Raw genomic sequence first — 23061 nt, 5'->3', positions numbered from 1 at the left:
CGTCCAGATTTGGTATAAGTCAACAGCGCTGAATTGAATTAAGTAATATCCTTTTGGATACCAGAAAAAACACTGGTGCGATGGACGTAACCGCACTTTTGGCATTCATAAGATATCGCCGTCTTCTGCTTACCACCAAATGGTCCCTTCTCTTGTTGACTGGGACGATAAACCGCTTTACCATCGCATTTACTGCATCGAGCGCTAATAAAGTGTTTAAATAAGAAGTCGACTAATAGAAGGCTTAATCCTGCCGGAATCATTCCGAAAACGACAAAACCAATTACTTTTTCTTGCATCACCTCAGGTAGCAGTTGATGAATCGATTCATAAAAGCTCATGCCTAAGATAAAAATACCGATTAAGGCGATTACCTTAGAAAGAGTTAATAAAATTAAATGGAATTTAATTGGCATTGCTTATTAAATCCGAATAGCAAAAACTAACGTTTTGCAAAAATTGCTTACTATTTTAATCGCCACCGCAGCCTCCACCACAGCCACTAGAGTCACCACCGAAACTATCAAAGAAACCACCCTCAGAATCGCCGCCAGAATCACCAGCACATCCCGACGAACACCCTATGTGAGCGGCACAATAATCTGCACCTGCAGACTTAGCTGATTTTGATAGACAGTTTGTTGAATATTTAAAACCGTCTGGAATGTTCAGCTTAGTATCAATTTCAAAAATTAACGGAAGTCGATTAGGACTAGAGGGATGAATGTTGTATTTCTCACAAGCAATTCGCCAAGCTCGCTTGATACCGTCTTGTGCTGCGGTTGGCTTTGTCATCGCCTCCGCAGGCGTGTGATGAAGAAAGCGCCCCAACGCTTTATCGCAAAACTGTTGATACTGTCGCGTGAATAAAATAAATTCATGCCATGCCACATCAACTACTTGCGAAGGCATCGAAACCATTTTTCGTTTCGCTTTATTACAGATATAAAAATAATCTTTTAACGCTCTAAGCACTAACGAAATATCTTGAGCTGATAAATGAGGATATTTTTCCTTTACCTTTTTGCTAATTGCCGAGTTAAATTTATAATTCTGAATATACGCAAGTTGCGTTTTTTGTTTACGACTCAAAACAAACTTAGCAGAGAAATAAATAATGACTAATGTGACGATTCCTTCAAAAATCATTTAAAACATCCTTTCTTATAACTACTTTTCTTCTTGATCCCGTTGTTTAGGTTTGGTCATCAAGTCAATTTTTAATTCATAATTGATCGCTTCGTCTCTTTTCATAAACTCCTCAACCAATATTTCATTTTCTTTCGTCCACTGTTCAATAAACTTCATACCTTGTGAGTTACCCGAAAGTTGAATACTCTTCAATCGTTCAAACAATGGACTCCTTATCATTTCTAACAACTCGACAAGCTCGGGCGTCGAAAACTCACTTCTCAAATCTTCAGCATAAGCCTTACGAGTTCCTTCAATATAACCTAAATACAATGAAGATGCTTTAACGTCATTATACAGTTGCTCTTGCATCGCGAGCACTTTAGAGGAAACGTTACCTTTATAATCCGGTTTAAAAGAATCGATCAGTTCCTCACGACTTTTACTTAAGTATTCTTCAGTTCTTTGAATATCTTCATTAGTACTAATAATTTGGTCTATCAACTCTTCAATAACGCTTTCTTTATCTTGAGCAAACGCGAGACTTGCAAATGACAAAAACAAAACAATCATTAAATGTTTCATATACACTCCTTCAAACACATCAAAAACAATCCATCTAAAACGATTTGCACCAAAAGCTATCTGAAAGACTCATGCATAACTCTTCATTCTATCTCCTTGAATACAGACTAACTCTCTCCAACTTCCGCATCGATGGCATTATTCTCCAAATTGCTCACACGTCAATATAACAAAAATTACCAATGAGCAATTTTCAACCAATAAAATAGGCCATATCCCAATTTACGTGAACTTTCTTTAATCTTCAACAGAGATTAACACCTTGGAGCAACAGATACTCCGCTCAAGCATGTTATTTCGACTCATTAAGTTGAGCCACTAACTGAGCAATAACAACTTCTAGTCGCTTAATTTCTCGACTGGTTGAGTGACGATTCATTTCCATCCAAAACCAAATTTTAGTTGCCATATTAGCGGTTAGAAATGCCAATGCAATAAATCCCCAAAAGACTTGTTCCATTAGATTGTCACTGACAAAGAAGTAGTAGCCACACCAGAACATACCAATGGCTGTCGCGACCGCTAAAATAAATCCCATAATATTCCAGCCTTTCATACTTCCTTTAAAAACACCCAATACTCTGGGTAACAAACCTTTCTCACTCAGTAAAACCTGCTCAACTTCCGCCTGGTCCATTTTAAGAGCCTGTTTAATTTTATCATCCAAGTTCATGATAACCTCCTCAGGTTGTGTCAACTCAATTTCATTAAGAATCAATCATCTGTTGCAATTGTTTACGAGCCCGGCTTAAGCGAGATTTAACCGTCCCAGCCGGAATTTCCAACACTAAAGCCATTTCAGCGACCGACAATTCAGCCAGATAATGCAAATAAATGACTTCTCGCTCGGTATCCGCGAGTTGATGAACAAGCCGTCTTAACGCTCGGTTCTCGATTTCGGTTTCGTCGAGTTCAGTCGTTGCAACCGATTCATCCAGTCGCTCAAACTGCTCCGCTTTGCCTCGCATAAGCTCGCTCACACGCCAACGAACCGCTCGATAAAGCCAACTTCTAAACGCCCGCGGATCATTCAGCTGACGCAACTTTTTGGCAATCTTTAGCCAAACATCTTGTACTGCGTCTTTCGCCAAAGCATGGTTGCCAGACAAGCTCGTAGCAAATTGCACCAACAACGGATGAAACACAGCGATCAAACACTCAAGCGCCTGTGCATTGCCACTTTGTGCTTCCAGTACTAATAAATCCTGCTCTGCCTGCTGCATTCGCTGCTCATTGTTATTGCTGTTATAGAAAAGACGATTGAAACCCGAAGTCGGTTCACGAGAAGTGGGTTATTTTTAATAATAATATGGATTGATTATAAGATGTGTAGCTGACCGGGTGAAGTTCTATCGGTTACTGATGTGCTAAGGTTTATATCAGAAGTTTCATGTAAAATACCTTTACTCGGCTTTTTGGCGCTTGATTTTCATTGTCACCAAGTCAGACAAGTTAACAGTTTCGTCCAAGATTAAAGTTGTTGGATTACCATAGTCGCCATAGGTAACTTCCATTTTTCCGTCAAAGCTTCCTTCAATACCAAACGACTCATCTTGGCTTATTCTAACCCAATAGGAAAACTTATCGTTCTCTGGATCACATTGATAATTAATTTGATATTGGGTGCCATACTCACCGTATCGCATTGAAAATGAGTTGTGACCTTTCGAGAGGTGTTCATTGGCCCAAACTGGTTTTTCTACACTGCCAGTGCCATTTTCGTGCACACACCGCTTCATCTCCAAAGCTAACCGAAATGCTTTATTATCGGCGGAATAAAATGTCAGATTGACAATGTGACTTGCGGTGTAGAAAGCAATTAATACACAACAGTAAACGGACACCTTCGACTAATTGTCTTATCCTAAACTTTCACTCTAGCTTACATCTCACTAGCTATTTAATGACTTTCCGCATAAGAATTATGGCAAACCACAACATTATTTTTCCAGAAAATAGCCAAAAGAAATAGGTTATAAAAAAAAGAAAAAAACTGAGAATTTACCTTACCCGACCATACCAATACCGAATCCCCTGCTTTTTTTGAAAAGTAAATAAATCTCCCGAGTACTGGGCTTGTTATTTATTTGAGTTATCAGCAGACACTCCAAGATTAGAAAATGATGCCAATAAATTCTTTTCGCTCCACCAAATCTCATTTACCGAGTGGTTATATAAGTATAACATTTGAGAATAATTTTCAGAGTTAATACGATAATTATCCAAGTTTTGGAGTATTAGTTTTTGTCTCTCCATCATATCTTGCTGAGCTTTATAATGGTGTGCATATTTAAGTACTGTTTCGTGGGGCATATAATTAAGTAGTTGAGACTGTAGCATCACCTGCCACGCAGTGTCTATCAGGCGAGCCGGGTGAAACATGCTACGCTGATACATTTTAGCAAGTAACTCTTCCGCCTGCACTTCAGTAACATCTTCATTTTTAGAAAATTTATCTCTGATTATCGATAAGGTTTTAGTTTGAAAGTCGTGTGCCTTCAACAACAATTTATGATTATCTTTCATCTCAGACATTACCGATTGCATCGCCAGTCCTATTCTTTGTTGGCGCTGATAATCTTCGTACAACTCATCTACCCACAATGCTAAAAGGATTGCTACAAATACCGATATAAGCTCAATAAAACCACGTTTAAGTAGCTGAAAAACCTTCTCTTTTCTAGAAGAAATGGATTCCATTTACACTTCCTTTGGATTTTTTTTTGAGTATAAGCATCAGGATATTTTAACACGACTATTCTTAATATTAGGATAATCAAAAGAATAAATTAAATCGCTAGTTAGTTTGTATCGTATATTAACTTAGATTTATAGCTTTTAATTCATTCAATCATTAAGCTTCTTTCTTAACAATTTAAGTCTTTGCTTAATACCTTCGGTACGTTCACTTTTTAATTCATTTGCAACGAGAATAGCTTCTTCTAGAGCCATAATAGCAAGCTTTGTTTGTTCATTCATAAGATAAGCTTCCGCGAGTTGCTCTCTTGCATCTAGAGACTCTGGATACAACTCAATACAAAAACGAAATGCTTCAATCGCTTCCTTCTTGTTATGCTGTATTCCAATGATACCAGTCATTAGTAACACTGACTCTGGTATTTTCTTCCGAGCACCGATTTGTCCCTTTACCGACTCAAAATAACTCTTAACGGCAGGTAAACCTTTAAGGATAATACTTTCAGGAATACGAAAACCTTTATACAACGCTTTTAAGCCATGAATGCTGCCCAACAAAGGAATACTCGCATGTGATTCATCAGGCATCGGCTGATACACCCAGCGCAGCTGAGGGATAGCTCGAGCCTCAAGTAAATTAACGATTGGCTCAATAAACTTAAACTCATCTGGAGCATCTGGATCAAGAAAGCTGGTATTCAAATACAAAAACCGATTTCGCTTAGGAAATTTCTGTAAATACAGAGAGAGCGATTTATAAATATATCGATTATCCCAATCAAGCGATCCATCGTTGACAAGAAAGGCATTAAAACCATGTGGAGCATTCATAAAAGCGTACATGGCAAACAAGCCCGCCGCAGAATGTCCCCACATAATCCGAGTTTCAGAAAAACGAAACTTTTTCTCCAACTCTGGTAGTAATTCATCAGTGATAAACGTCAAGAACTTTGGGGCTCCGCCATCACCATCCCAATCTGAGGAATCAGTGGGTGTGTAATTTAAAAGTCGATTTTTTACATCAAGCGTCACAATAATATGCTCAGGAATATCTTCCGAATAGGCTAAAAATTTGGCATTACTCGCAACTAAGTTACCGTATTTTTGTCCATCCAAAACAAGAAGAAGTGGATATCGAGTATTACCCTCACTCTTGTAGGATTCAGGCAACCATACCCTATAGTGTTGTTGAGAAAGAGAATCGGACGGAAGTGATTCTGAAATAACCAGATGATTATCTGCTAACGCGGTTCTCAACATCAAACAGAATATTAATATTGCTACTCTAGTTAAATACACTTTCATTATTTTTCCTTGTTAACCAAGCATGAATATTTCTTTCGTTTAATTCAGTGTAGGATTTAAATGTAGTACTTACCAATTTAACGCTTGTCCATACTCAACAATCTATAGATCGATAAGACTCTCAGAACCAGAAAAAATCCGATTTAATAACACCGTTCGCTTTTGGCATGGTTTAGCATCCTTTTATCAAGTTTGTTATCAAATGGTCATTTAAGTTTATCATGCGAGCTTTACGCCTTACATTAACACCATCAGGATAGGTGGAAATTTCGATTACATGTATAGACTACCATTTCTCACTATTAAAAGTTAATAACCTCACAATTTTCTTCCTTCAAGATCGAGATTCATTTTAATTAAAGCTGAAATATCTATACTATCATCCAAAGTGACTGTTGTTGGATTACCATAGTCGCCATAGGTAACTTCCATTTTTCCGTCAAAGCTTCCTTCAATACCAAACGACTCATCTTGGCTTATTCTAACCCAATAGGAAAACTTATCGTTCTCTGGATCACATTGATAATTAATTTGATATTGGGTGCCATACTCACCGTATCGCATTGAAAATGAGCTGTGACCTTTCGAGAGATGTTCATTGGCCCAAACTGGTTTTTCTACACTGCAAGTGCCATTTTCGTGCACATACTGCTTCATCTCCAAGGCTAACTGAAGTGCTTTTTCATTCGCAGAATAAACCGACAGGTTGACAATGTGACTTGCGGTGTAAAAGCAAATAATACACAACAGTGGACGAACACCCTCTTCTGCGATGTACCTGAAATCAATCGAACGTTTGCGGTAACATTTAATGGTCCATTTAAATACTTTTATAAAAAGACTAATAACAGAAACCAACATAACCACTGCAGCCAACAACCAAAAAATAGAGGTTATTAAGTCAACAGGAATGAAACTAAAAGCAAGAAGACCCAACGGTGGTAATACTTTTCCCATCCACCACATGCCTGTACCATTCGAATTATCGGTGTAGTCAATCAGTATGAGAAGACCCAAAACTAGGGTTAAAATGCCAGTTAAATAAACCAAACCCACTTCCTACTGCTGTAATCGTATTGCAACGATACAGCAAACTGCTATTCCGTAAACACGAAAATTTAATGAGTAGATATAAACAATGAAACGATATAAACGGAGCGATTAAATCTTAGGGGTTATCTATCGCTTAGTTTCTTTACATACAAAATTATATCCAATTAACATAGTTCATTTACCTTTTCCTCACAGGGATTATAGGCTTACAAAACGAAGGCGAATTAAATGAGACTTTTGATACTTGTTTTTATTTTTATAACTTTCGAATCCTTTGCCCAAGAGAAAATCAAACTAACAAAAATTAAAATGTTAGATGGGCGTGTAACCAATAACTGTGAAAAATATAACTCACTCAGAAATGAGGTAGGACTTTTAAGCACAAATAGGAATAGAAGTGTTGCAGGAGAATATCTAGAGTGCTCTTATTTACTTGCTAAAGAAGACATTAATAATAAGAGAGAATTTTTAGATAAAATCTATAAAAATGTTAATGTGAGTCAACTGCCATTATCGCTATCGAACAAAGTAGATAAAAATTCTTCTTTTAACAACTTAGGCTGGAAAGTAAGTTACAAAGACGGAAGTATTTATTACGAACAAGACGACATTAACATCGTTATATTCTTGGAGAAGGTAATAGAAGACGGCTATTTAATTTTTGTAATTGACGAAGTTCTTAAAGGAACCTATCGAGCTTACTTTCCTGCAAATCTAATAGTCAAAGGCACAATTTTTTTGGTAGAGCCTTTATATAAAAGCGGCTATTAAAAAAGACTTTCTATCGTATTAAAAGAAAAATGGCTTCCTTGCCACATTTTTCAATTATTAAAAAGAAGCATTATAAATCTCCAGGCACTCGTACCCAACCTTCCATCAATACACGTGCGCTACGGCTCATAATTACTTTATTGGCAATCCACTCATCGCCTTTTAATTCCGTTTCGGCACCCACTTGCAACGTTCCAGAAGGATGACCAAAGGTAACCGATTGGCGCTCACCGCCACCTGCAGCGAGGTTTACCAACGTGCCGGGAATGGTTGACGCCGTTGCAATAGCAACCGCCGCTGTGCCCATCATCGCATGATGTAATTTACCCATCGATAATGCACGTACGTTTAAATCGATATCAGAAGTATTAATTTTTTTGCCACTTGAAGACACGTAATCGGCCGGACCATTCACAAACGCAATTTTTGGTGTGTGTTGGCGATTTGCGGCTTCTTCAATCTCTTTAATCAATCCCATTTTTACCGCACCATGAGCTCGCATGGTTTCAAACTTTTGCAAGGCTTCGGGATCGCCATTGATGGCTTCTTGCAATTCGATTCCTGTGTAACCGATATCTTCGGCATTTAAAAAGATGGTGGGGATCCCAGCGTTGATCATCGTTGCTTTAAAAGTCCCAATGCCCGGAACTTCTAATTCGTCGACTAAATTACCGGTAGGAAATAATTTCGCATCGGTCGGATCCATAAATTCAATTTTTACTTCTGCTGCGGGAAAGGTAACACCATCCAACTCGAAATCACCCGTTTCTTGCACTTCGCCATTGGTAATCGGTACGTGAGCGATAATTGTTTTTTCAATGTTGGCTTGCCAAATACGAACCACGGCAATGCCATTTTCTGGAATGCGTGATGGATCAACCAAACCATTAGAAATAGCAAAGGAACCGACAGCTGCCGTTAAATTGCCGCAGTTACCACTCCAATCGATAAAAGGTTTATCAATCGCTACTTGTCCGAATAAATAGTTTACATCGTGATCTTCTTTATCACTTTTTGACAAGATAACAGTTTTGGAAGTACTGGACGTTGCACCGCCCATACCATCGGTGTGTTTACCGTATGGATCGGGGCTACCAATAACACGCAATAAAATTTTATCGCGCACTTCGCCTGGCACTTGTGCCGCTTCGGGTAAATCCGTTAATTTAAAAAAGACACCTTTACTGGTGCCGCCACGCATGTAAGTTGCGGGTATTTTTATTTGAGGTGCGTGAGACATAAAACCATTCCTTAAGATAAGTCTTTAAACGAGACTTTTATAAAAAGCCATCACACAAAGTGATGGCTTCTTTAAACGTTGTAAATTTTAATGTGATGATTAAGCCGCTTCGGACTCTAAAAAGTCTTTCGCGAAACGTTGCAGTACACCACCGGCAGAATAAATAGACACTTCCTCAGCGGTATCTAAACGACACTTAACAGGTACTTCAACACGCTCACCATCTTTACGATTGATTGTTAATGTTAATGTTGCACCGGGTGTTGGCTCGCCTTCCACATCGAATGTTTCGGTGCCATCAATGTTATAGGTTTTGCGGGTTTCACCATTCATAAACTCAAGCGGTAACACACCCATGCCAATTAAGTTGGTTCGGTGAATACGCTCGAATCCCTCGGCAACGATCACTTCAACCCCCGCTAAACGAACACCTTTGGCCGCCCAGTCGCGCGATGAACCTTGTCCATAATCGGCTCCCGCAATAATGCACAAGGGTTGTTTGCGATTCATGTAAGTTTCAATCGCTTCCCACATGCGCGTTTCTTTGCCCTCTGGCTCAACGCGGGCTAGCGAACCTTGTTTGATATCACCGTTTTCATCACGAACCATTTCATTTAACAGTTTTGGATTAGCAAAGGTTGCGCGCTGCGCCGTTAAGTGATCGCCACGATGCGTCGCATAAGAGTTGAAGTCTTCTTCAGGTAACCCCATTTTCGCTAAGTATTCACCAGCAGCACTGGCCGCTTGAATGGCATTCGACGGTGATAAATGATCGGTTGTAATATTGTCACCCAAGACCGCTAATGGACGCATGCTTTTCATAGTACGCTCACCGGCTAATGCACCTTCCCAATACGGAGGACGACGGATGTAAGTACTTTTTGGACGCCAGTCGTAAAGCGGTTCTGATTTTTCACCCATATCAACATTAACGTTAAACATCGGTTCGTAAACGTTACGGAATTGCTCTGGTTTAACGTGCTCTTTGATGATCGCATCGATTTCTTCGTCCGTTGGCCAAATATCTTTTAGCGTAATTGGATTGCCGTCTTTATCGGTCCCTAAAGCATCTTTCTCGATATCGAAACGAATGGTTCCCGCAATAGCGTAAGCAACAACCAGTGGAGGTGATGCAAGAAACGCTTGATCCGCGTGCGGATGAATTCGACCATCGAAGTTGCGGTTACCCGATAGTACCGCTGTAGAATATAAATCACGCTCTTCAATTTCTTGTTTGATTTTTGGATCTAATGCACCACTCATTCCGTTACACGATGTACAAGCGAACGCAACCACGCCAAAGCCAAGCTTTTCGAGTTCAGGCAATAAATTAGATTCTTCTAAATACAATTTAACGGCTTTTGATCCGGGTGCTAAAGACGTTTTAACCCAAGGCTTACGTACCAAACCTAATTTATTCGCGTTACGCGCAATCAAGCCCGCCGCGATCATGTTGCGTGGGTTACTGGTATTTGTACAACTGGTGATCGCAGCGATAATGCAAGCGCCGTCGGGCATTTTGCCCTCTTCGTTTTCAACAACACCGCTTATACCTTTTGCCGCTAAATCGGAAGTTGAAACACGTGCGTGTGGATTCGAAGGACCCGCAATATTTCGACCGACAGAAGACAAATCAAAAGTTAATACTCTTTCGTATTCCGCTTCGGTTAATTCGTCGGCCCATAAACCAGTTTCTTTTGCATATTGTTCAACGAGTTTCACTTGATCGTCTTCACGACCGGTTAAAGTTAAGTAATCGATAGTTTGTTGATCGATGTAGAACATAGCAGCGGTCGCACCGAACTCTGGCGTCATGTTAGAAATGGTAGCTCGATCACCTAAAGTTAATGCCGAAGCTCCTTCACCAAAGAACTCCAGGTAACTCGACACCACACGTTCTTTTCTTAAAAATTCAGTAATGGCTAAAACAATATCGGTACTGGTAATGCCAGGTTGTGGTTTACCTTTTAATTCAACACCAATGATGTCAGGAAGACGCATGTAAGAAGCACGACCAAGCATAACACTTTCCGCTTCTAAACCACCGACGCCCACAGCAATTACACCGAGTGCATCAACCATCGGTGTATGACTGTCGGTGCCGACTAATGTATCTGGAAAAGCAACGCCATCGCGAGCTTGAATGACTGGTGACATACGCTCTAAATTAATTTGATGCATAATGCCGTTGCCGGGTGGAATCACATCAACATTTTTAAACGCAGTTTTGGTCCAGTTAATAAAGTGAAAACGATCTTCGTTACGACGATCTTCAATGGCACGGTTTTTCTCAAATGCATCTTTTTCGTAACCGGCGTGTTCGACCGCTAACGAGTGATCAACGATTAATTGAGTTGGCACAACCGGATTGACTTTCGCTGGATCGCCGCCCTTCTCCGCGATAGCATCACGTAAACCCGCTAAGTCAACCAATGCGGTTTGACCTAAAATATCGTGACACACAACGCGCGCTGGAAACCATGGAAAATCTAAGTCGCGCTTGCGTTCGATAATTTGCTTTAAAGAATCGGTTAATTTTTCGGGCTCACAACGACGCACCAAGTTCTCAGCTAAAACACGCGACGTATAAGGCAAAGTTTTATATGCGCCGGGCTTAATATCTTCTACCGCTTGGCGCGTGTCGTAATAACTGAGATTAGTACCTTCTAATTTTTTACGATAATTCGTGTTCATAATAACTTCCCGATTAATGTATTAAATTTAAGACTCAAGTTTTTTTGCTAAATTCTTTTTGGTGTACTGAATGTGTCTGCGCATCAGCATTTCCGCCAATTCCGGATCGCGATTAGAAATGGCTTGCACAATGTGTTTGTGTTCATCGAATGCAGTAGTTACTCTGGGACCGGCCATACCAAGTTGAACCCGATACATTCTAATAAGATGGTAAATGCCGTCGACAAGCATCGTAATCAAATGGTTATTTTTACTGCCTAAGATGATCCGATAATGAAAGTCGACATCTCCTGCTTCTTGATAATAAGTTTCGCCTGTTTTCACCGTTTGGAAATGAGAGCTTAGCAGATCATTCAGGTCGGCGATTTCTAGATCGGTCATTTGTGTAGCCGCCAATCGCGCCGCCATACCCTCCAGCGACTCTCTAACCTGGTAAAGCTCATTTAACCCTTGTTCGGTAAGCGCAACAACCTTAGCGCCAACATTAGCCTTGCGTTCTACCAGATGACATGACTCCAACCGATTAATGGCTTCTCGCACTACGGCTCGACTTACCGCATACTTGGTCGATAGCTCCATTTCGCTCAATTTTGAGCCTGCAGGAACCACGCCTTCCACGATATCGTTACGTAAACGGACAAAGGTTTTGTCGGCATTGGTGATAGGTTGTTCAGCAACTAACACGTTTAGCACCATGGCATTCAGAATTGTCGACAATCTTAGCAAAGAAACAGCCAAACTCAAGGTTTTCACCCTTTATTGTCGACAAAATTAACGAGATTTGAAAAGTAACCGTCCATACCCAGCCGGTAAGTTTATCGATTAAAGAAATGTATTTATTGTTTTTCGATAATTAATTATTGAATTACGATTCATCCGCCATTATAGTGGATGCAAATCAACCATCATTACGGAACGCCATTATGCAAGATTCTCCTACTTCCGAGAGCTCAACGCTGAATGAGCAAAGCTATTTACGATTAACCAATATCGTCACCAAATTCATTAACTTCATTTGGTATTTCACCATCTGCTCATTGATATTTTGGTGTATTTTCATGGTGCTTAACGGACTGAGCATTCCAGAAGCCCCGCAAGACAGACATACCGACATTACTTTTCTTTTGAATTTTAAAGTTTATCCTGAACCGATAACATCGGCAGAAAACTTAGGTAATATGAGTGAACTGATTAAAGGAGAGGCCGATATAAAATTGAGTAACACACAAAGTTATTCTGCCTGGTTTATTTCTAATGGCATCATGATGATCATGGGCGTTATTGGTTTGTTTGGCTTAATGTACATTAGAAAACTTTTCATAAACTTAAACGACAAACGCCCTTTTGCAGACGAAAATGCTAATTGCATTCGTAAATTTGGGATTGTTGTCGTTGTTTGGAATATCGTGTATCCGATACTGGTTTATCTGGGTGGCATGGCGATCCTAAGCGACATTGGTGAACACAGTGAGTACATTCACTTAACACCTGCTGTCTCTACTAATTTGTACGGATTATTTATGGGTTTGTCCATTATCGTATTAGCGCAAGTTATTAAAGAGGCAGCGATTCTTCAGAAAGAACAATCGCTGACAATTTAATATGAGTCAAGCAATTAAAGTAAATCTCGACTTGTTGCTGGTTCAACGGAAAATGTCGTTAACCGAACTGTCTGAAAAAGTCGGAATTACCATGGCAAACTTGTCGACTTTAAAAACAGGAAAAGCGAAAGCCATTCGATTTTCAACACTGCTCGCAATTTGCCAAGCACTCGACTGCCAACCTGGTGATTTATTGGAGCTGGAGGAGGCATAAGCCATCCTCCACTATATGCCTCAACACTCTTCACTAAAGAATTTATAACCTTATTTAACCTAATGTTTTTATTAAACGTGTTTTTTAATTAACAGTCTATTAATTCAAGTCATTTCAATGAGATAAACTCGGTAAATCAGTCACTCTTCGACTAAACTAATTCTATAAGGACTTTAGTTATTGGAATTGATTGTGTCAGCTCAACGAATATCTCGTAGGAAATTATTAAAAACCACCGCCTTGTGTGCCGCCGCTGCCAAAGCTCCTTTTGTTTTCGGCAAAAAAGAAATCACACTTCGTGTGATGGGAACGCATGTTACGTTGCAAGAAGAGTTGCGACAAAAAGCGATGAATGAATTGGGTATTAAGATTCAATTCGAACCGAAAGGCAGTGCTGCCGTTTTACAAAAAGCAGCGTCAAATCCAGGCTCATTTGATTTATATGAACAATGGTCTGACAGTATTAACATTCTGTGGCAAGCCAAAGCGATACAACCTATTGAAGTTGAACGTTTGAAATATTGGAATGAGATAAACTCATTAACCAAAACTGGAAAAATCATCGAGTCAGCAAACGTAGGCGCAGGAGATGCGCCCAATAAAATATTATTTATTCAACCCGACGGAAAACTCAGTCGCCAACCATCGCCATTAATCAGTTATATGCCCTATGTACACAACACAGATTCTTTTGGTTACAACACCCAAGTCATTCCTAAAGGAGAATCTTATAAAACAGAAAGTTGGGGCTGGTTATTAGACGATGAGCACAAAGGTAAAGTCGCGTTGGTCAATGCACCAACGATTGGAATTTTCGATGCTGCTTTAGCCGCACAAGCAAAAGGACTAATGAGGTTTAAAAACATAGGAAATATGACGACCGATGAAATCGATCAACTGTTCGATATCTTAATTGAGAAAAAGCAAAATGGTCATTTTGCAGGATTTTGGACATCGGTTCCTCAATCGGTCGATTACATGGTTTCGAAGCGGGTAATCATTCAAAGCATGTTTTCGCCCGGTGTCACTGCCTGCAAAGGCAAAGGGATTCCTGTCGTTTATGCCGCACCTAAAGAAGGCTATCGAGCCTGGCATGGAGTCATGTGTTTATCATCAAAAACCGAAGGTCATGTTAAGGATGCAGCTTATGAATATATGAACTGGTGGCTATCGGGTTATCCAGGTGCCTTTATCGCGCGACAAGGCTATTACATTTCGAACCCAGAACGTTCGAGAGAATTAATGTCGGTTCCTGAATGGAATTATTGGTATGAGGGAAAAGAAGCGACTGAAGCTTTAAAAGGCACTGATGGGCGCATATCAGTAAAATCGGGAGAAGTTAGAGATGGTGGCAGTTATATTAAACGTTTTTCGAATATCGCCGTATGGAACACCGTAATGGATAATTACGATTACAGCCTTGACCGCTGGTATGAGTTCTTAAACTCTTGAGAATAAATTGATGAAAACATCTGGCCCAACGATTGGGCTAAAAATTAGTTTAGGAATTGGGCTAATCATTGCCTTTTTTGGACTTGTTTTCTATCTAATTTTGGGAACCTTCCAAACTATTGAAAGCTCTGTCGATCGTTTAGCAACCATTTCGAATACTTCTACGACAGTTTTAGAAATCAACAAAGATGTCGCAGAACTTCAAAAAGCGGCTTCAGTCTACGGCATTTCGGGTAGCCAATCAGTCATTGAGAATATGAAAGAAAACCAGTCTGATATTCTAAGACGACTTCAGCAGGTCAGTTATCAAACGAATCATGAAGCCAGTGAACGACTTATTCAAAATATGCGAGAAGTGGTTCTAAGATACGGTGAAAATATTGATGTATTGGAAAACCGGTTTCAATATCGAAGAGAGTTGATATCGATAAAACTACCTGAACTCCATGATGAGGGTATAGGAATTATCAACAAAATTATTCTTCACTCGCAAGTTGGCACTCAAAACTACGCTTTATCTCATCAAACACTATCTTTATGGCTAAACCTAAAATTAAGCGCCATCGATTTTATAAGTAACCGAAAATATGTTAAAAAACGAGATTTTTTGAAAACGATAGAAGATATAAAAAATACACCCGAATATTTTTCTGATGACTTTATCGAAAAAAACCAAAAACTATTTTCGAGTTTATTAGAGACCGCTGTTCAGCTTCAGGAAACGTTTGAGCAAAGCGTACAAGCCAATAGAATCTACCTTTCTTTGGTTAACGTTGTCATGGCAGGCGAAGCCCTCGAGTTTACAACTTTAGCAAATCAGCTCAAAGAAATATCACTGGATAGGCTCAATAAAATTAAAGAGACAAGTCAACTTAATCTCGACAATGGAGAAGAACTACTCCTACTCACTTTAATTATATCCGTACCCGTTCTATTTTCTTTATTTCTATTTTATAACTATCACATTTCAAATGGAATTAAAAAAGTTGCCATTGCTTTTCAAAGGTATATTGATGGTGACTACAGTAGCTCCGTACCAGGTTCACAGCGTAAAGATGAAATTGGTCTACTCGCTAATGCAGCTAATGAGTTCAGGCGAATGAGTGAGCAATTACAGAAAGCCAAAGAAAAAGCGGAAAAGACAACGCAAGTAAAATCCGATTTTTTGGCTAACATGAGCCATGAAATTCGAACGCCCATGAATGGAATTTTAGGCATGGTCAGCTTACTGCAAGGAACACCTTTGAACCAAGAACAAAAAGAAATGCTGAATACCATCTCTTCGTCAGGCGAAGGTTTGTTAACCATACTGAATGATATTTTGGACATTAGTAAAATCGAATCAGGAAAAATAACTCTGGAAAACCAACCCTTTGACTTAAAAGCAATGGTACAAGAACTCGCTTTTATTTTTTCAAACGAAGCAAACAAGAAAAATATTGGATTTGAATATTACAAGGGCTTGAATACACTTCCATCCTACATTATTGGTGATGTTTTTCGATTAAAACAAGTCATAATAAACCTAATAAGTAATGCCATAAAGTTCACTAAGCAAGGTAAAGTTAGCCTGGAAGTTAAAAATTGTTCAGAGTCTGACGAGAATGTTGTTATTCGTTTTTCTGTCATTGATACAGGTATTGGTATTAGTGAGGATGACATCGATTATTTATTTCAACCCTTTTCTCAAGCAGATACTTCTATCACGCGTCGGTTTGGAGGTACTGGTCTCGGACTAACGATATCCAGACAGCTCGTGAATCTAATGGGTGGTGATATCAATATAGAAAGCGAAGAAAATAAAGGCTCAAAATTCTTTTTTGAACTGTCCTTCAAAAAATCAAAAAGATCAGAAGTTGAAGTTAAAAAGAAAAACTTTCAGTTCGAGTTCAATAAAGATCTTGATATCTTACTGGTCGAAGATAACCATGTAAATCAAGTTATTGCCAAAAAAATGTTAGAAAAGCTTGGTTACACTATTGAAATCGCCGAGGATGGAAAGAAAGCGATTGAGCAAGCTCAAAAGCGGCAATATGACATTATTTTTATGGATATGCAAATGCCAGAGATGGATGGTGTTGAAGCAACTAAATTTTTACGAACAATGACGAATTATAAGAAAACTCCCATCATAGCTATGACGGCTAATGTACTTTCAGAAGACAAAGAGAAATGCTTTTCTGCCGGTATGAGTGACTATATTCCAAAACCGATTAACATCAACTCTCTGGGTAAGGCGCTTATCAAAGCTGCCGATATGCTTGAAACACAGAAAGGCAAAGATCTAATCGAAGGGGAACAATAAACTAAAGTATCTATCAAACAACACTTTTCCCAGGTATTCACCACTCATTCAATCAAGCATTTATTTCTCGCAGAACATTTTGTCGTTTATATACAGCCCTCGCTGAATACTCAAATGAAAAATGTCGAGTACTTCACACAATGATCTTATAGATGTTTACTTCTTCTTCGACGTATATTTTTGTATCACAAGAATATGTGAACTCTCACGCAGAATTATAAACAGGTCGGTTAAGCCTCTGGATTTTGAGCAAGCCTATCTTCATACTCTGGTGCAAATTAAATAATAAAAAAAACAGATACCTTAAAGGTAGCGGCATGGATACGTGTTTTTCTTTCGACTATATTAGACCATCAATTTTTCGTCCGGTAATTTTATCTTGTCTCAGTTTACTATCATTTCCTTTGCTAGCGGACAATTGCAATGATCGCCCCGTTGATGGCAACCTATACAGTATTATTAATCACAGCTCAGGCGCCGCTTTAGATGTAGCCGGGTTTTCAAAAGAGCCAGAAGCTAATATTCTAAGTTGGCGTTATAAAGGCAGTCCCAACCAACATTTTTATTTGCGGCAATTAGATAACGGTTATTGGACCATCCAATCACAGCTTAGCGGCATGAATTTAGATGTTTTGGCATTTTCTCAGTCTAGTGGCGCCAACATCATTCAATGGAACGCAACCAATACTTATAATCAACAATGGCGACTAGAAAGGAAAGACAATGGCTCATTTGCTCTTATTGCACGACACAGCGGGCAGCTACTCACTGTCGAAGGAAGCCACAATGGCGCCAATATTTATCAAAACAACGATACTGGAAATGTCTCTCAACGTTGGCACTTCAATCCCGTTTATGCTCAATGTGGTCGACAAGGAGGCGCGAGCGGATTTGCCTCGCTACCAGGCAATAATGAATTACAAACAACAACGGGCGGTGGAAACAGTCAACCAATATCAATTGAGTCCTGCGATCAACTTGTAGAGTTTGCAGCTTCGAATAATCCGAACGTATTAGTACTGCCAAACAAAACTCTTGACTGCCGCACCTCACCACGACCCCAGCAAGCCTGTAAAATACGCTGTCCGGATTATCAAGATCCCGGCAAATCCATTTTTCGCATTCCCGTAGGAAACCAGCGCTGCTCCGAACTTGGATCTTCTTCTGATCGCCTTGTCGAAAAGACACGTAATGAACGACGCATCGATGTAGGCTCGAATACTACCATTATCGGTCAAGGATCACGCTCAAAAATTCGCGGCGTCAACTTTAATGTAAGAAATTCACAAAACATTATTTTGCGCAATTTTCACTTAGAAGAAGTCAACTCGGATTTAGTTGAAGCAGGTGACGGTATTACACTGGAGAACACGAGCCACGTCATTATCGACCACATTCGATTTCGTCACATCAGCGATGGCCATGTCGATATAAAAGACAGCCAAAATGTCACGCTTAGTTGGAATCGATTTGAGGGGTACAATAACGCAGTGTGCGGAAGTCAACATCATTATACGAATTTAGCACACAACTCCCAGGTTACTTTCCACCACAACTTTTGGAATGGAACGTCAGGCCGAAACCCCAAATTAACGGGCGATGACACTCGAGCGCATTTATATAATAATCTCTGGAAAAATATTAGCTATTTCGCTGTAAGCGTTTCAAATGGCGCGCAAGCAAAGCTTGAAGCCAATTATTTTGAAAACAGCTCAAGACCACATTGGAATGAAGGTACGGGTTATATTGACGGTGGTAATTCAACGAATGAATATCGTGGTATTTCCAGCGATAGTTTGTATCGCCACACTGGCGACACCTGGGTTTTAAATGATACATCGATGTATCAGTATGAACTGGATAATGGAATTACCGTTCCACCATTACTCGACAGACAAACTGGACCACAATAAATAACTACGGTCTAAGAAATTAACAACCCATCTTTTATTTTTTTGAATAATCACAATAATGAAGGTGTAGTCATTGATACAAACGGCTCTATAGCTTTTCTAGAAGTTATTTAAAGCTGTTGCTCATCTTGATGCGTATTGACTTAGACTTGAATCACCCGACATCATGGTTCAATATTAAATGTAATTTAACTTGTGAATCGCAACAACTATGGTAAATATAATATCCGAGCTTTCTTCCAAAGGGTTACTACCTCATGCTCCCAGTTTTTTAGCCAGCTCCGCACAATATCTGGTTATTATGGGCTCGGTAGCTTATGGTGTTTCCAATGATACATCCGATATGGATGTTTATGGCTTTGCTATACCGCCCAAAGATATCTTATTTCCTCACGTACGTGGAGAGATACCAGGCTTTGATGCATTTGAGCCACTCTTCCATCAATTTCAACAACATCATATATGGGATGCAACAGCACTCGGTGGTAAAGGACGAGAGTACGATTTAACAGTCTACTCTATCTCCAAATACTTCCGTCTGTTAATGGACAATAATCCCAATATTATCGACAGCCTGTATGTTCCTGAGAACTGTATTTTATACGCTTCACCAATAGCCAAACGCATTCGAGAAAAACGCCAAATCTTTTTACATAAAGGTTGCTGGTCAAAATTTAAAGGTTATGCTTACTCCCAGCTGCATAAAATAAGAACCAAGCAACCTGAAGGATCGCGCAAACAGTATATCGAAAAATATGGATATGATGTAAAGTTTGCTTATCATGTTGTTCGTTTACTGGATGAAGTTGAACAACTTCTTACGACACAAGAACTCAATCTTAGTCGAAATAAAGAGCAATTAAAGTCGATTCGTCGAGGAGAATGGTCTTTAGCTCAATTGGAACAGTATTTCAGCGATAAAGAAAGTCATTTGGAGGAGATATACACCAAAAGCTCTTTGCCAGAAAAACCCGATATCGATAGCATTCGGCATCTACTGATCGATTGCCTTGAAGAACACTATGATACATTTGAGGATATTGTTATACCTGTTGATCGTTCGTATGATGCATTGAAAAAAATTGCAAATATATTAAAAGATGAAGGCATAATGTATAACTCATGACAATCGAACAAGACATATTGGACAATTTGAAAAGTCTGGAGCAAGAACGCAGCATTAACATTCTTCTAGCCATCGAAAGCGGTAGTCGAGCCTGGGGATTTCCATCGCAAGACAGTGACTACGATGTTCGAATTATTTATTCTCATCCTGTCCAACATTATCTCTCCGTATTTGATCGTAAAGACACTTTAGAAGTTCCAATTACCAATGAGCTGGATATTGCGGGCTGGGAAATAGCCAAAGCATTAAAATTAATGTATGCCGGAAATGCCGTCGTGCACGAGTGGCTAAACTCCCCCATCATTTATCAGGAAAATTCAATGGCATCCAACATCCTCAGAAACTTTTCTCAAACAGCTTTTAATCCAGTGAAAGCTTTTCACCATTATTTGGCAATGTCTGCGAAGAAATTCGATTTGGACGGTAATGAATCTTTCAGTGCTAAACGATTACTTTATGCTTATCGCACACTACTCTGCGCACTTTGGGTGAAAAACTATCAAACACCGCCACCAATGAAATTTCAAGACTTAATGACAGACATTCTCCATGATCGGCAAGATGTTTTTGATGCCTTAACAATAATTATAACAGCAAAGAAAGAACAAACAGAGAAGCAACCTATCGATTGCCCGAAGTTGTTAATTGAGTACTCAAGATCACAGATAAAAGAATTGAAAGCGACACAATTACAATCTTACAAAGCACCGAAAAAAGAAGAATTCGATACCGTCTTTCGCACCCTGATTAATAATGGAAATTAATAAAAATTTGTTAGTGACGGTATAAAGTGAAGGAAGTGAGAAAGTTACTCTCACTTCCTGAAAGAAATTAGAATATTGCCCAAGGTCTCCAACCAAAGAATAGAATCAAGCAGACTAAAACGAGCGACACCAAAACCCCGACTTTTGCCGCAGATTGATCTTGTTCAGACGAATTCGCGTTAAATACCATATTCATGGCACACGGTGGAGCTAATGCACTAATCATGACAGCTTGAGCAATCACCGAAGACAAGGACAAGACATTAATAGCGATCGCAGCAACCGTAAACCCACAGAATAAACGGAAAAATACGGTGACATAGACTTCGGCATCTTTGTAACCTCTAAATGGGAATAAGAAACTCCCCAAATAAAGGAGGAATACTACGAAAGAAGCATCAATTGCAGGGTCAATTGTTTGATACAATAAAGATAGTTTATACGGTGTCAGGATGAAAATAATGCCAAGAACCGTTGCATACACCCAGGGCTCTTTAAAAATACTTTTAAAGTCACCGCTTTTAACCACTTGAATGGAAAATGTCGTTACTAAAACACCAATAAGAAACGCACTCGCAGTACCTAGTCCGGAACCGCCCATCGATAATGCGAGAAATGGAATCGTAAAATAACCAACATTAGGCAAGCTTACAGAGGGTCCCATGGGCACTTTTAACAGTCGATTACCATATGTAAAAAGTAAGTATCCCAATAACGCAACGACAGCCCCCGTCAGAGACAGCTTTAAAAACAATTCGATACTTAATCGTCCAGCAATTGAACTGAAAAGAACGAGTGGTAAACAAACGAAACGAACTAAAATAGACAGTGTCTGAGCATTCAGCCCAGTCCAACGCGCTAAAGCATAACCCGCAACTATCGGAAATAGAAACGGCATCATTTTAAAAATTAAAGAATAAAAACTCATCGTTACTCACTACCCTGCTATTTGTGTAAACCCATCCTGTAAAACATTCTGGACTACCCTTATAACTTTCCATTGAATCATTAAGCGAAACGCCATAGTAAATAAGTTGAGAGGACTTTTATGTGATGAAGTTTTTAAAAACAAAACCTCAAATATTTGGAAGGGAAACGGGTAAAAAACCACTATCTCATTGAATTAAAAGAAGTTTATTAAACTCAATTTATTTATCAAAATTATTAACGCGCGTTAATTCAACACCATCCACCGTCATTTTCCAGATACCGTCAATTTCATGGGGTGGTGTTGTGACCTCAAAAGTTGTCGTAAAAAATAGAAAACCGACGATAAAATTATCGCCCTCAAATTTTTTGAGAGGCCCATTTACCGATACTGACCCACCATTTTTCAAACGCTTGTATGAAACCGATCCATCGGCCAAAATCAGTAATGACATCTCATTACTTTGCCATTCCCCAACATAGTTGAATCGATTGGTAGGAATCGGATCGGCACATCCCGTTAAAGATAAAATTAAAACTGACAAAACAAAGCTTTTACCGATGTAGTAAAGTTTACTCAAATTTAACCTCTGCCGAGTATTGCTACTTACTGAGCTTAGAAACCAAGACATTAAGCTTTATCAACTTCCTCGTTCCATTGTTTTTCATAACCAAGAGATTCCAAATACCCACCCAGTGTGTTGTACAATTTTTCCAACCATAACTCACTAGAACCATCTACCGGCAAGTCAATACTGTTTTGACTGGAGTAATTGACCATGTTCCAAAAAAACTGTGCCAGATGACGTGCTTGAGCGCTTGTTTCAACTTGTCCTCTATTAATTATCTCTTCGGCATAACCATCATTAAGCTTGTTTGCAAAAAACAAAGCCACGTCTTTTTCTTCTTTTAATCGATAATCAATCATAAGGCAGTTTTAATAATTTTGACGCGTTATAATCACTTGTTACGTTAATTACCAAAGTTAAACAGTATGCCTACAGCCAATTCAGCCCACACGTAAAGGAAACCCATTAAAATAGTCAAGGCGAGATATACTCGCTTTTGGGGTACCATTTTTCTGGCAAGAAATATAAAGAGAGAGCCCGAGGAAAACAAAAGCGTCCCCATTACCATAAAGTCCAAAACACTCCAGTTCACACTATCGGTAATTTTCATAGCAAACAAAGGAATCAACAACAATATTCCGGTCGCTACGGCCAGCCAAATGAAAATACTATTTTTGTTTAATCCGCTTGAGTAACTCATTTTCACATCCTATT

At 39.3% G+C, this 23061-nt stretch carries 24 protein-coding genes; 8 read left to right on the top strand and 16 right to left on the bottom strand.

The annotated features are described in order from the left end of the window. Nucleotides 1–38: 38 nt before the first annotated feature. The 9 genes from FAX86_RS18640 to FAX86_RS18600 all read right to left on the bottom strand — a co-directional run bounded on the left by FAX86_RS18640 (nucleotide 39) and on the right by FAX86_RS18600 (nucleotide 6768). Nucleotides 39–416, bottom strand: a complete 378-nt coding sequence (locus FAX86_RS18640; RefSeq protein WP_144394996.1) for a hypothetical protein — start codon at nucleotides 414–416, stop codon at nucleotides 39–41. 55 nt (nucleotides 417–471) lie between these two features. After that, nucleotides 472–1149, bottom strand: a complete 678-nt coding sequence (locus tag FAX86_RS18635; protein ID WP_144394995.1) for a glycine-rich domain-containing protein — start codon at nucleotides 1147–1149, stop codon at nucleotides 472–474. A gap of 21 nt (nucleotides 1150–1170) precedes the next feature. Continuing rightward, entirely contained in the window at nucleotides 1171–1716 is a 546-nt protein-coding gene (locus tag FAX86_RS18630) for a hypothetical protein (protein WP_144394994.1), read from the bottom strand. A gap of 292 nt (nucleotides 1717–2008) precedes the next feature. After that, nucleotides 2009–2389 carry a DUF6768 family protein gene (locus tag FAX86_RS18625; protein WP_144394993.1) on the bottom strand — a complete coding sequence of 127 codons (381 nt, stop codon included), beginning with the start codon at nucleotides 2387–2389 and terminating at the stop codon, nucleotides 2009–2011. A gap of 34 nt (nucleotides 2390–2423) precedes the next feature. Further along, a complete protein-coding gene (locus tag FAX86_RS18620) occupies nucleotides 2424–2939 on the bottom strand; it encodes an RNA polymerase sigma factor (protein WP_144394992.1) in 516 nt (171 codons plus the stop codon). A gap of 180 nt (nucleotides 2940–3119) precedes the next feature. Then, a complete protein-coding gene (locus FAX86_RS18615) occupies nucleotides 3120–3560 on the bottom strand; it encodes a hypothetical protein (protein ID WP_144394991.1) in 441 nt (146 codons plus the stop codon). Nucleotides 3561–3795: 235 nt separating this feature from the next. Continuing rightward, nucleotides 3796–4416 carry a hypothetical protein gene (locus FAX86_RS18610; protein ID WP_144394990.1) on the bottom strand — a complete coding sequence of 207 codons (621 nt, stop codon included), beginning with the start codon at nucleotides 4414–4416 and terminating at the stop codon, nucleotides 3796–3798. Nucleotides 4417–4563: 147 nt separating this feature from the next. Beyond that, nucleotides 4564–5718 (bottom strand): alpha/beta hydrolase-fold protein, encoded by a 1155-nt coding sequence (locus FAX86_RS18605; RefSeq protein WP_144394989.1) that lies wholly within the window; start codon nucleotides 5716–5718, stop codon nucleotides 4564–4566. A gap of 318 nt (nucleotides 5719–6036) precedes the next feature. Further along, nucleotides 6037–6768 carry a hypothetical protein gene (locus FAX86_RS18600; protein ID WP_144394988.1) on the bottom strand — a complete coding sequence of 244 codons (732 nt, stop codon included), beginning with the start codon at nucleotides 6766–6768 and terminating at the stop codon, nucleotides 6037–6039. Between the two features lie 231 nt (nucleotides 6769–6999). Between FAX86_RS18600 and FAX86_RS18595 the strand changes: the two genes are divergently transcribed. Then, entirely contained in the window at nucleotides 7000–7542 is a 543-nt protein-coding gene (locus FAX86_RS18595; protein WP_144394987.1) for a hypothetical protein, read from the top strand. 70 nt (nucleotides 7543–7612) lie between these two features. On the opposite strand, the gene prpF is transcribed toward FAX86_RS18595, so the two are convergent. The 3 genes from prpF to FAX86_RS18580 all read right to left on the bottom strand — a co-directional run bounded on the left by prpF (nucleotide 7613) and on the right by FAX86_RS18580 (nucleotide 12220). After that, nucleotides 7613–8782 (bottom strand): 2-methylaconitate cis-trans isomerase PrpF, encoded by a 1170-nt coding sequence (prpF, locus tag FAX86_RS18590; RefSeq protein WP_144394986.1) that lies wholly within the window; start codon nucleotides 8780–8782, stop codon nucleotides 7613–7615. A 99-nt stretch (nucleotides 8783–8881) separates the two neighbouring features. After that, nucleotides 8882–11476, bottom strand: a complete 2595-nt coding sequence (gene acnD, locus FAX86_RS18585; protein ID WP_144394985.1) for a Fe/S-dependent 2-methylisocitrate dehydratase AcnD — start codon at nucleotides 11474–11476, stop codon at nucleotides 8882–8884. A 27-nt stretch (nucleotides 11477–11503) separates the two neighbouring features. Further along, the gene (locus FAX86_RS18580) at nucleotides 11504–12220 is read right to left on the bottom strand and encodes a GntR family transcriptional regulator (protein ID WP_246128671.1); all 717 of its coding nucleotides are present in this window, start codon (nucleotides 12218–12220) and stop codon (nucleotides 11504–11506) included. A 179-nt stretch (nucleotides 12221–12399) separates the two neighbouring features. On the opposite strand from FAX86_RS18580, the gene FAX86_RS18575 reads away from it, so the two are divergent. From FAX86_RS18575 to FAX86_RS18545, 7 genes are all read left to right on the top strand, one after another. After that, nucleotides 12400–13077: a DUF2975 domain-containing protein gene (locus FAX86_RS18575; protein ID WP_144394984.1), complete on the top strand. Its 678-nt coding sequence runs from the start codon at nucleotides 12400–12402 to the stop codon at nucleotides 13075–13077. Nucleotide 13078: 1 nt separating this feature from the next. Continuing rightward, nucleotides 13079–13291: a helix-turn-helix domain-containing protein gene (locus tag FAX86_RS18570; protein ID WP_144394983.1), complete on the top strand. Its 213-nt coding sequence runs from the start codon at nucleotides 13079–13081 to the stop codon at nucleotides 13289–13291. A 192-nt stretch (nucleotides 13292–13483) separates the two neighbouring features. Beyond that, complete coding sequence (locus FAX86_RS18565; RefSeq protein ID WP_246128669.1) at nucleotides 13484–14743, top strand: ABC transporter substrate-binding protein; 1260 nt, start codon at nucleotides 13484–13486, stop codon at nucleotides 14741–14743. A 10-nt stretch (nucleotides 14744–14753) separates the two neighbouring features. Next, entirely contained in the window at nucleotides 14754–17048 is a 2295-nt protein-coding gene (locus FAX86_RS18560; protein WP_144394982.1) for a hybrid sensor histidine kinase/response regulator, read from the top strand. 317 nt (nucleotides 17049–17365) lie between these two features. Beyond that, entirely contained in the window at nucleotides 17366–18961 is a 1596-nt protein-coding gene (locus FAX86_RS18555; protein ID WP_144394981.1) for an RICIN domain-containing protein, read from the top strand. A 211-nt stretch (nucleotides 18962–19172) separates the two neighbouring features. Further along, the gene (locus FAX86_RS18550; protein ID WP_144394980.1) at nucleotides 19173–20087 is read left to right on the top strand and encodes a nucleotidyltransferase domain-containing protein; all 915 of its coding nucleotides are present in this window, start codon (nucleotides 19173–19175) and stop codon (nucleotides 20085–20087) included. Further along, complete coding sequence (locus FAX86_RS18545) at nucleotides 20084–20851, top strand: nucleotidyltransferase domain-containing protein (RefSeq protein WP_144394979.1); 768 nt, start codon at nucleotides 20084–20086, stop codon at nucleotides 20849–20851. The genes FAX86_RS18550 and FAX86_RS18545 overlap by 4 nt, the downstream gene beginning before the upstream one ends. Before the next feature lie 67 nt (nucleotides 20852–20918). Here FAX86_RS18545 and FAX86_RS18540 read toward each other — a convergent pair whose 3' ends face one another. From FAX86_RS18540 to FAX86_RS18525, 4 genes are all read right to left on the bottom strand, one after another. Beyond that, complete coding sequence (locus FAX86_RS18540; protein WP_144394978.1) at nucleotides 20919–21779, bottom strand: AEC family transporter; 861 nt, start codon at nucleotides 21777–21779, stop codon at nucleotides 20919–20921. A 220-nt stretch (nucleotides 21780–21999) separates the two neighbouring features. Beyond that, nucleotides 22000–22359, bottom strand: a complete 360-nt coding sequence (locus FAX86_RS18535) for a hypothetical protein (RefSeq protein WP_246128667.1) — start codon at nucleotides 22357–22359, stop codon at nucleotides 22000–22002. Between the two features lie 50 nt (nucleotides 22360–22409). Next, nucleotides 22410–22706: a hypothetical protein gene (locus FAX86_RS18530; RefSeq protein ID WP_144394977.1), complete on the bottom strand. Its 297-nt coding sequence runs from the start codon at nucleotides 22704–22706 to the stop codon at nucleotides 22410–22412. Nucleotides 22707–22750: 44 nt separating this feature from the next. Then, nucleotides 22751–23047, bottom strand: coding sequence for a hypothetical protein (locus tag FAX86_RS18525; protein ID WP_205859254.1), 297 nt, complete (start codon nucleotides 23045–23047; stop codon nucleotides 22751–22753). Nucleotides 23048–23061: the final 14 nt, after the last annotated feature.

The sequence above is a fragment of the Pleionea sediminis genome, assembly GCF_007570825.1.
GTDB lineage: Bacteria > Pseudomonadota > Gammaproteobacteria > Enterobacterales > Kangiellaceae > Pleionea > Pleionea sediminis.
The sequence above is the reverse complement of the archived record's forward strand: the minus strand, read 5'-3'. Positions and strand labels throughout refer to the sequence as shown.

Excerpts from the sequence above, each read along its gene's own strand:
- FAX86_RS18555 (WP_144394981.1), top strand. The coding sequence starts at position 17,366 with ATGGATACGTGTTTTTCTTTCGACTATATTAGACCATCAATTTTTCGT.
- FAX86_RS18640 (WP_144394996.1), bottom strand. The coding sequence starts at position 416 with ATGCCAATTAAATTCCATTTAATTTTATTAACTCTTTCTAAGGTAATC.
- FAX86_RS18525 (WP_205859254.1), bottom strand. The coding sequence starts at position 23,047 with ATGAGTTACTCAAGCGGATTAAACAAAAATAGTATTTTCATTTGGCTG.
- FAX86_RS18530 (WP_144394977.1), bottom strand. The coding sequence starts at position 22,706 with ATGATTGATTATCGATTAAAAGAAGAAAAAGACGTGGCTTTGTTTTTT.
- FAX86_RS18560 (WP_144394982.1), top strand. The coding sequence starts at position 14,754 with ATGAAAACATCTGGCCCAACGATTGGGCTAAAAATTAGTTTAGGAATT.
- FAX86_RS18595 (WP_144394987.1), top strand. The coding sequence starts at position 7,000 with ATGAGACTTTTGATACTTGTTTTTATTTTTATAACTTTCGAATCCTTT.
- FAX86_RS18635 (WP_144394995.1), bottom strand. The coding sequence starts at position 1,149 with ATGATTTTTGAAGGAATCGTCACATTAGTCATTATTTATTTCTCTGCT.
- prpF (WP_144394986.1), bottom strand. The coding sequence starts at position 8,782 with ATGTCTCACGCACCTCAAATAAAAATACCCGCAACTTACATGCGTGGC.
- FAX86_RS18540 (WP_144394978.1), bottom strand. The coding sequence starts at position 21,779 with ATGAGTTTTTATTCTTTAATTTTTAAAATGATGCCGTTTCTATTTCCG.
- FAX86_RS18570 (WP_144394983.1), top strand. The coding sequence starts at position 13,079 with ATGAGTCAAGCAATTAAAGTAAATCTCGACTTGTTGCTGGTTCAACGG.
- FAX86_RS18575 (WP_144394984.1), top strand. The coding sequence starts at position 12,400 with ATGCAAGATTCTCCTACTTCCGAGAGCTCAACGCTGAATGAGCAAAGC.
- FAX86_RS18610 (WP_144394990.1), bottom strand. The coding sequence starts at position 4,416 with ATGGAATCCATTTCTTCTAGAAAAGAGAAGGTTTTTCAGCTACTTAAA.
- FAX86_RS18620 (WP_144394992.1), bottom strand. The coding sequence starts at position 2,939 with ATGCAGCAGGCAGAGCAGGATTTATTAGTACTGGAAGCACAAAGTGGC.
- FAX86_RS18545 (WP_144394979.1), top strand. The coding sequence starts at position 20,084 with ATGACAATCGAACAAGACATATTGGACAATTTGAAAAGTCTGGAGCAA.
- FAX86_RS18605 (WP_144394989.1), bottom strand. The coding sequence starts at position 5,718 with ATGAAAGTGTATTTAACTAGAGTAGCAATATTAATATTCTGTTTGATG.
- FAX86_RS18630 (WP_144394994.1), bottom strand. The coding sequence starts at position 1,716 with ATGAAACATTTAATGATTGTTTTGTTTTTGTCATTTGCAAGTCTCGCG.
- FAX86_RS18625 (WP_144394993.1), bottom strand. The coding sequence starts at position 2,389 with ATGAACTTGGATGATAAAATTAAACAGGCTCTTAAAATGGACCAGGCG.
- FAX86_RS18550 (WP_144394980.1), top strand. The coding sequence starts at position 19,173 with ATGGTAAATATAATATCCGAGCTTTCTTCCAAAGGGTTACTACCTCAT.
- acnD (WP_144394985.1), bottom strand. The coding sequence starts at position 11,476 with ATGAACACGAATTATCGTAAAAAATTAGAAGGTACTAATCTCAGTTAT.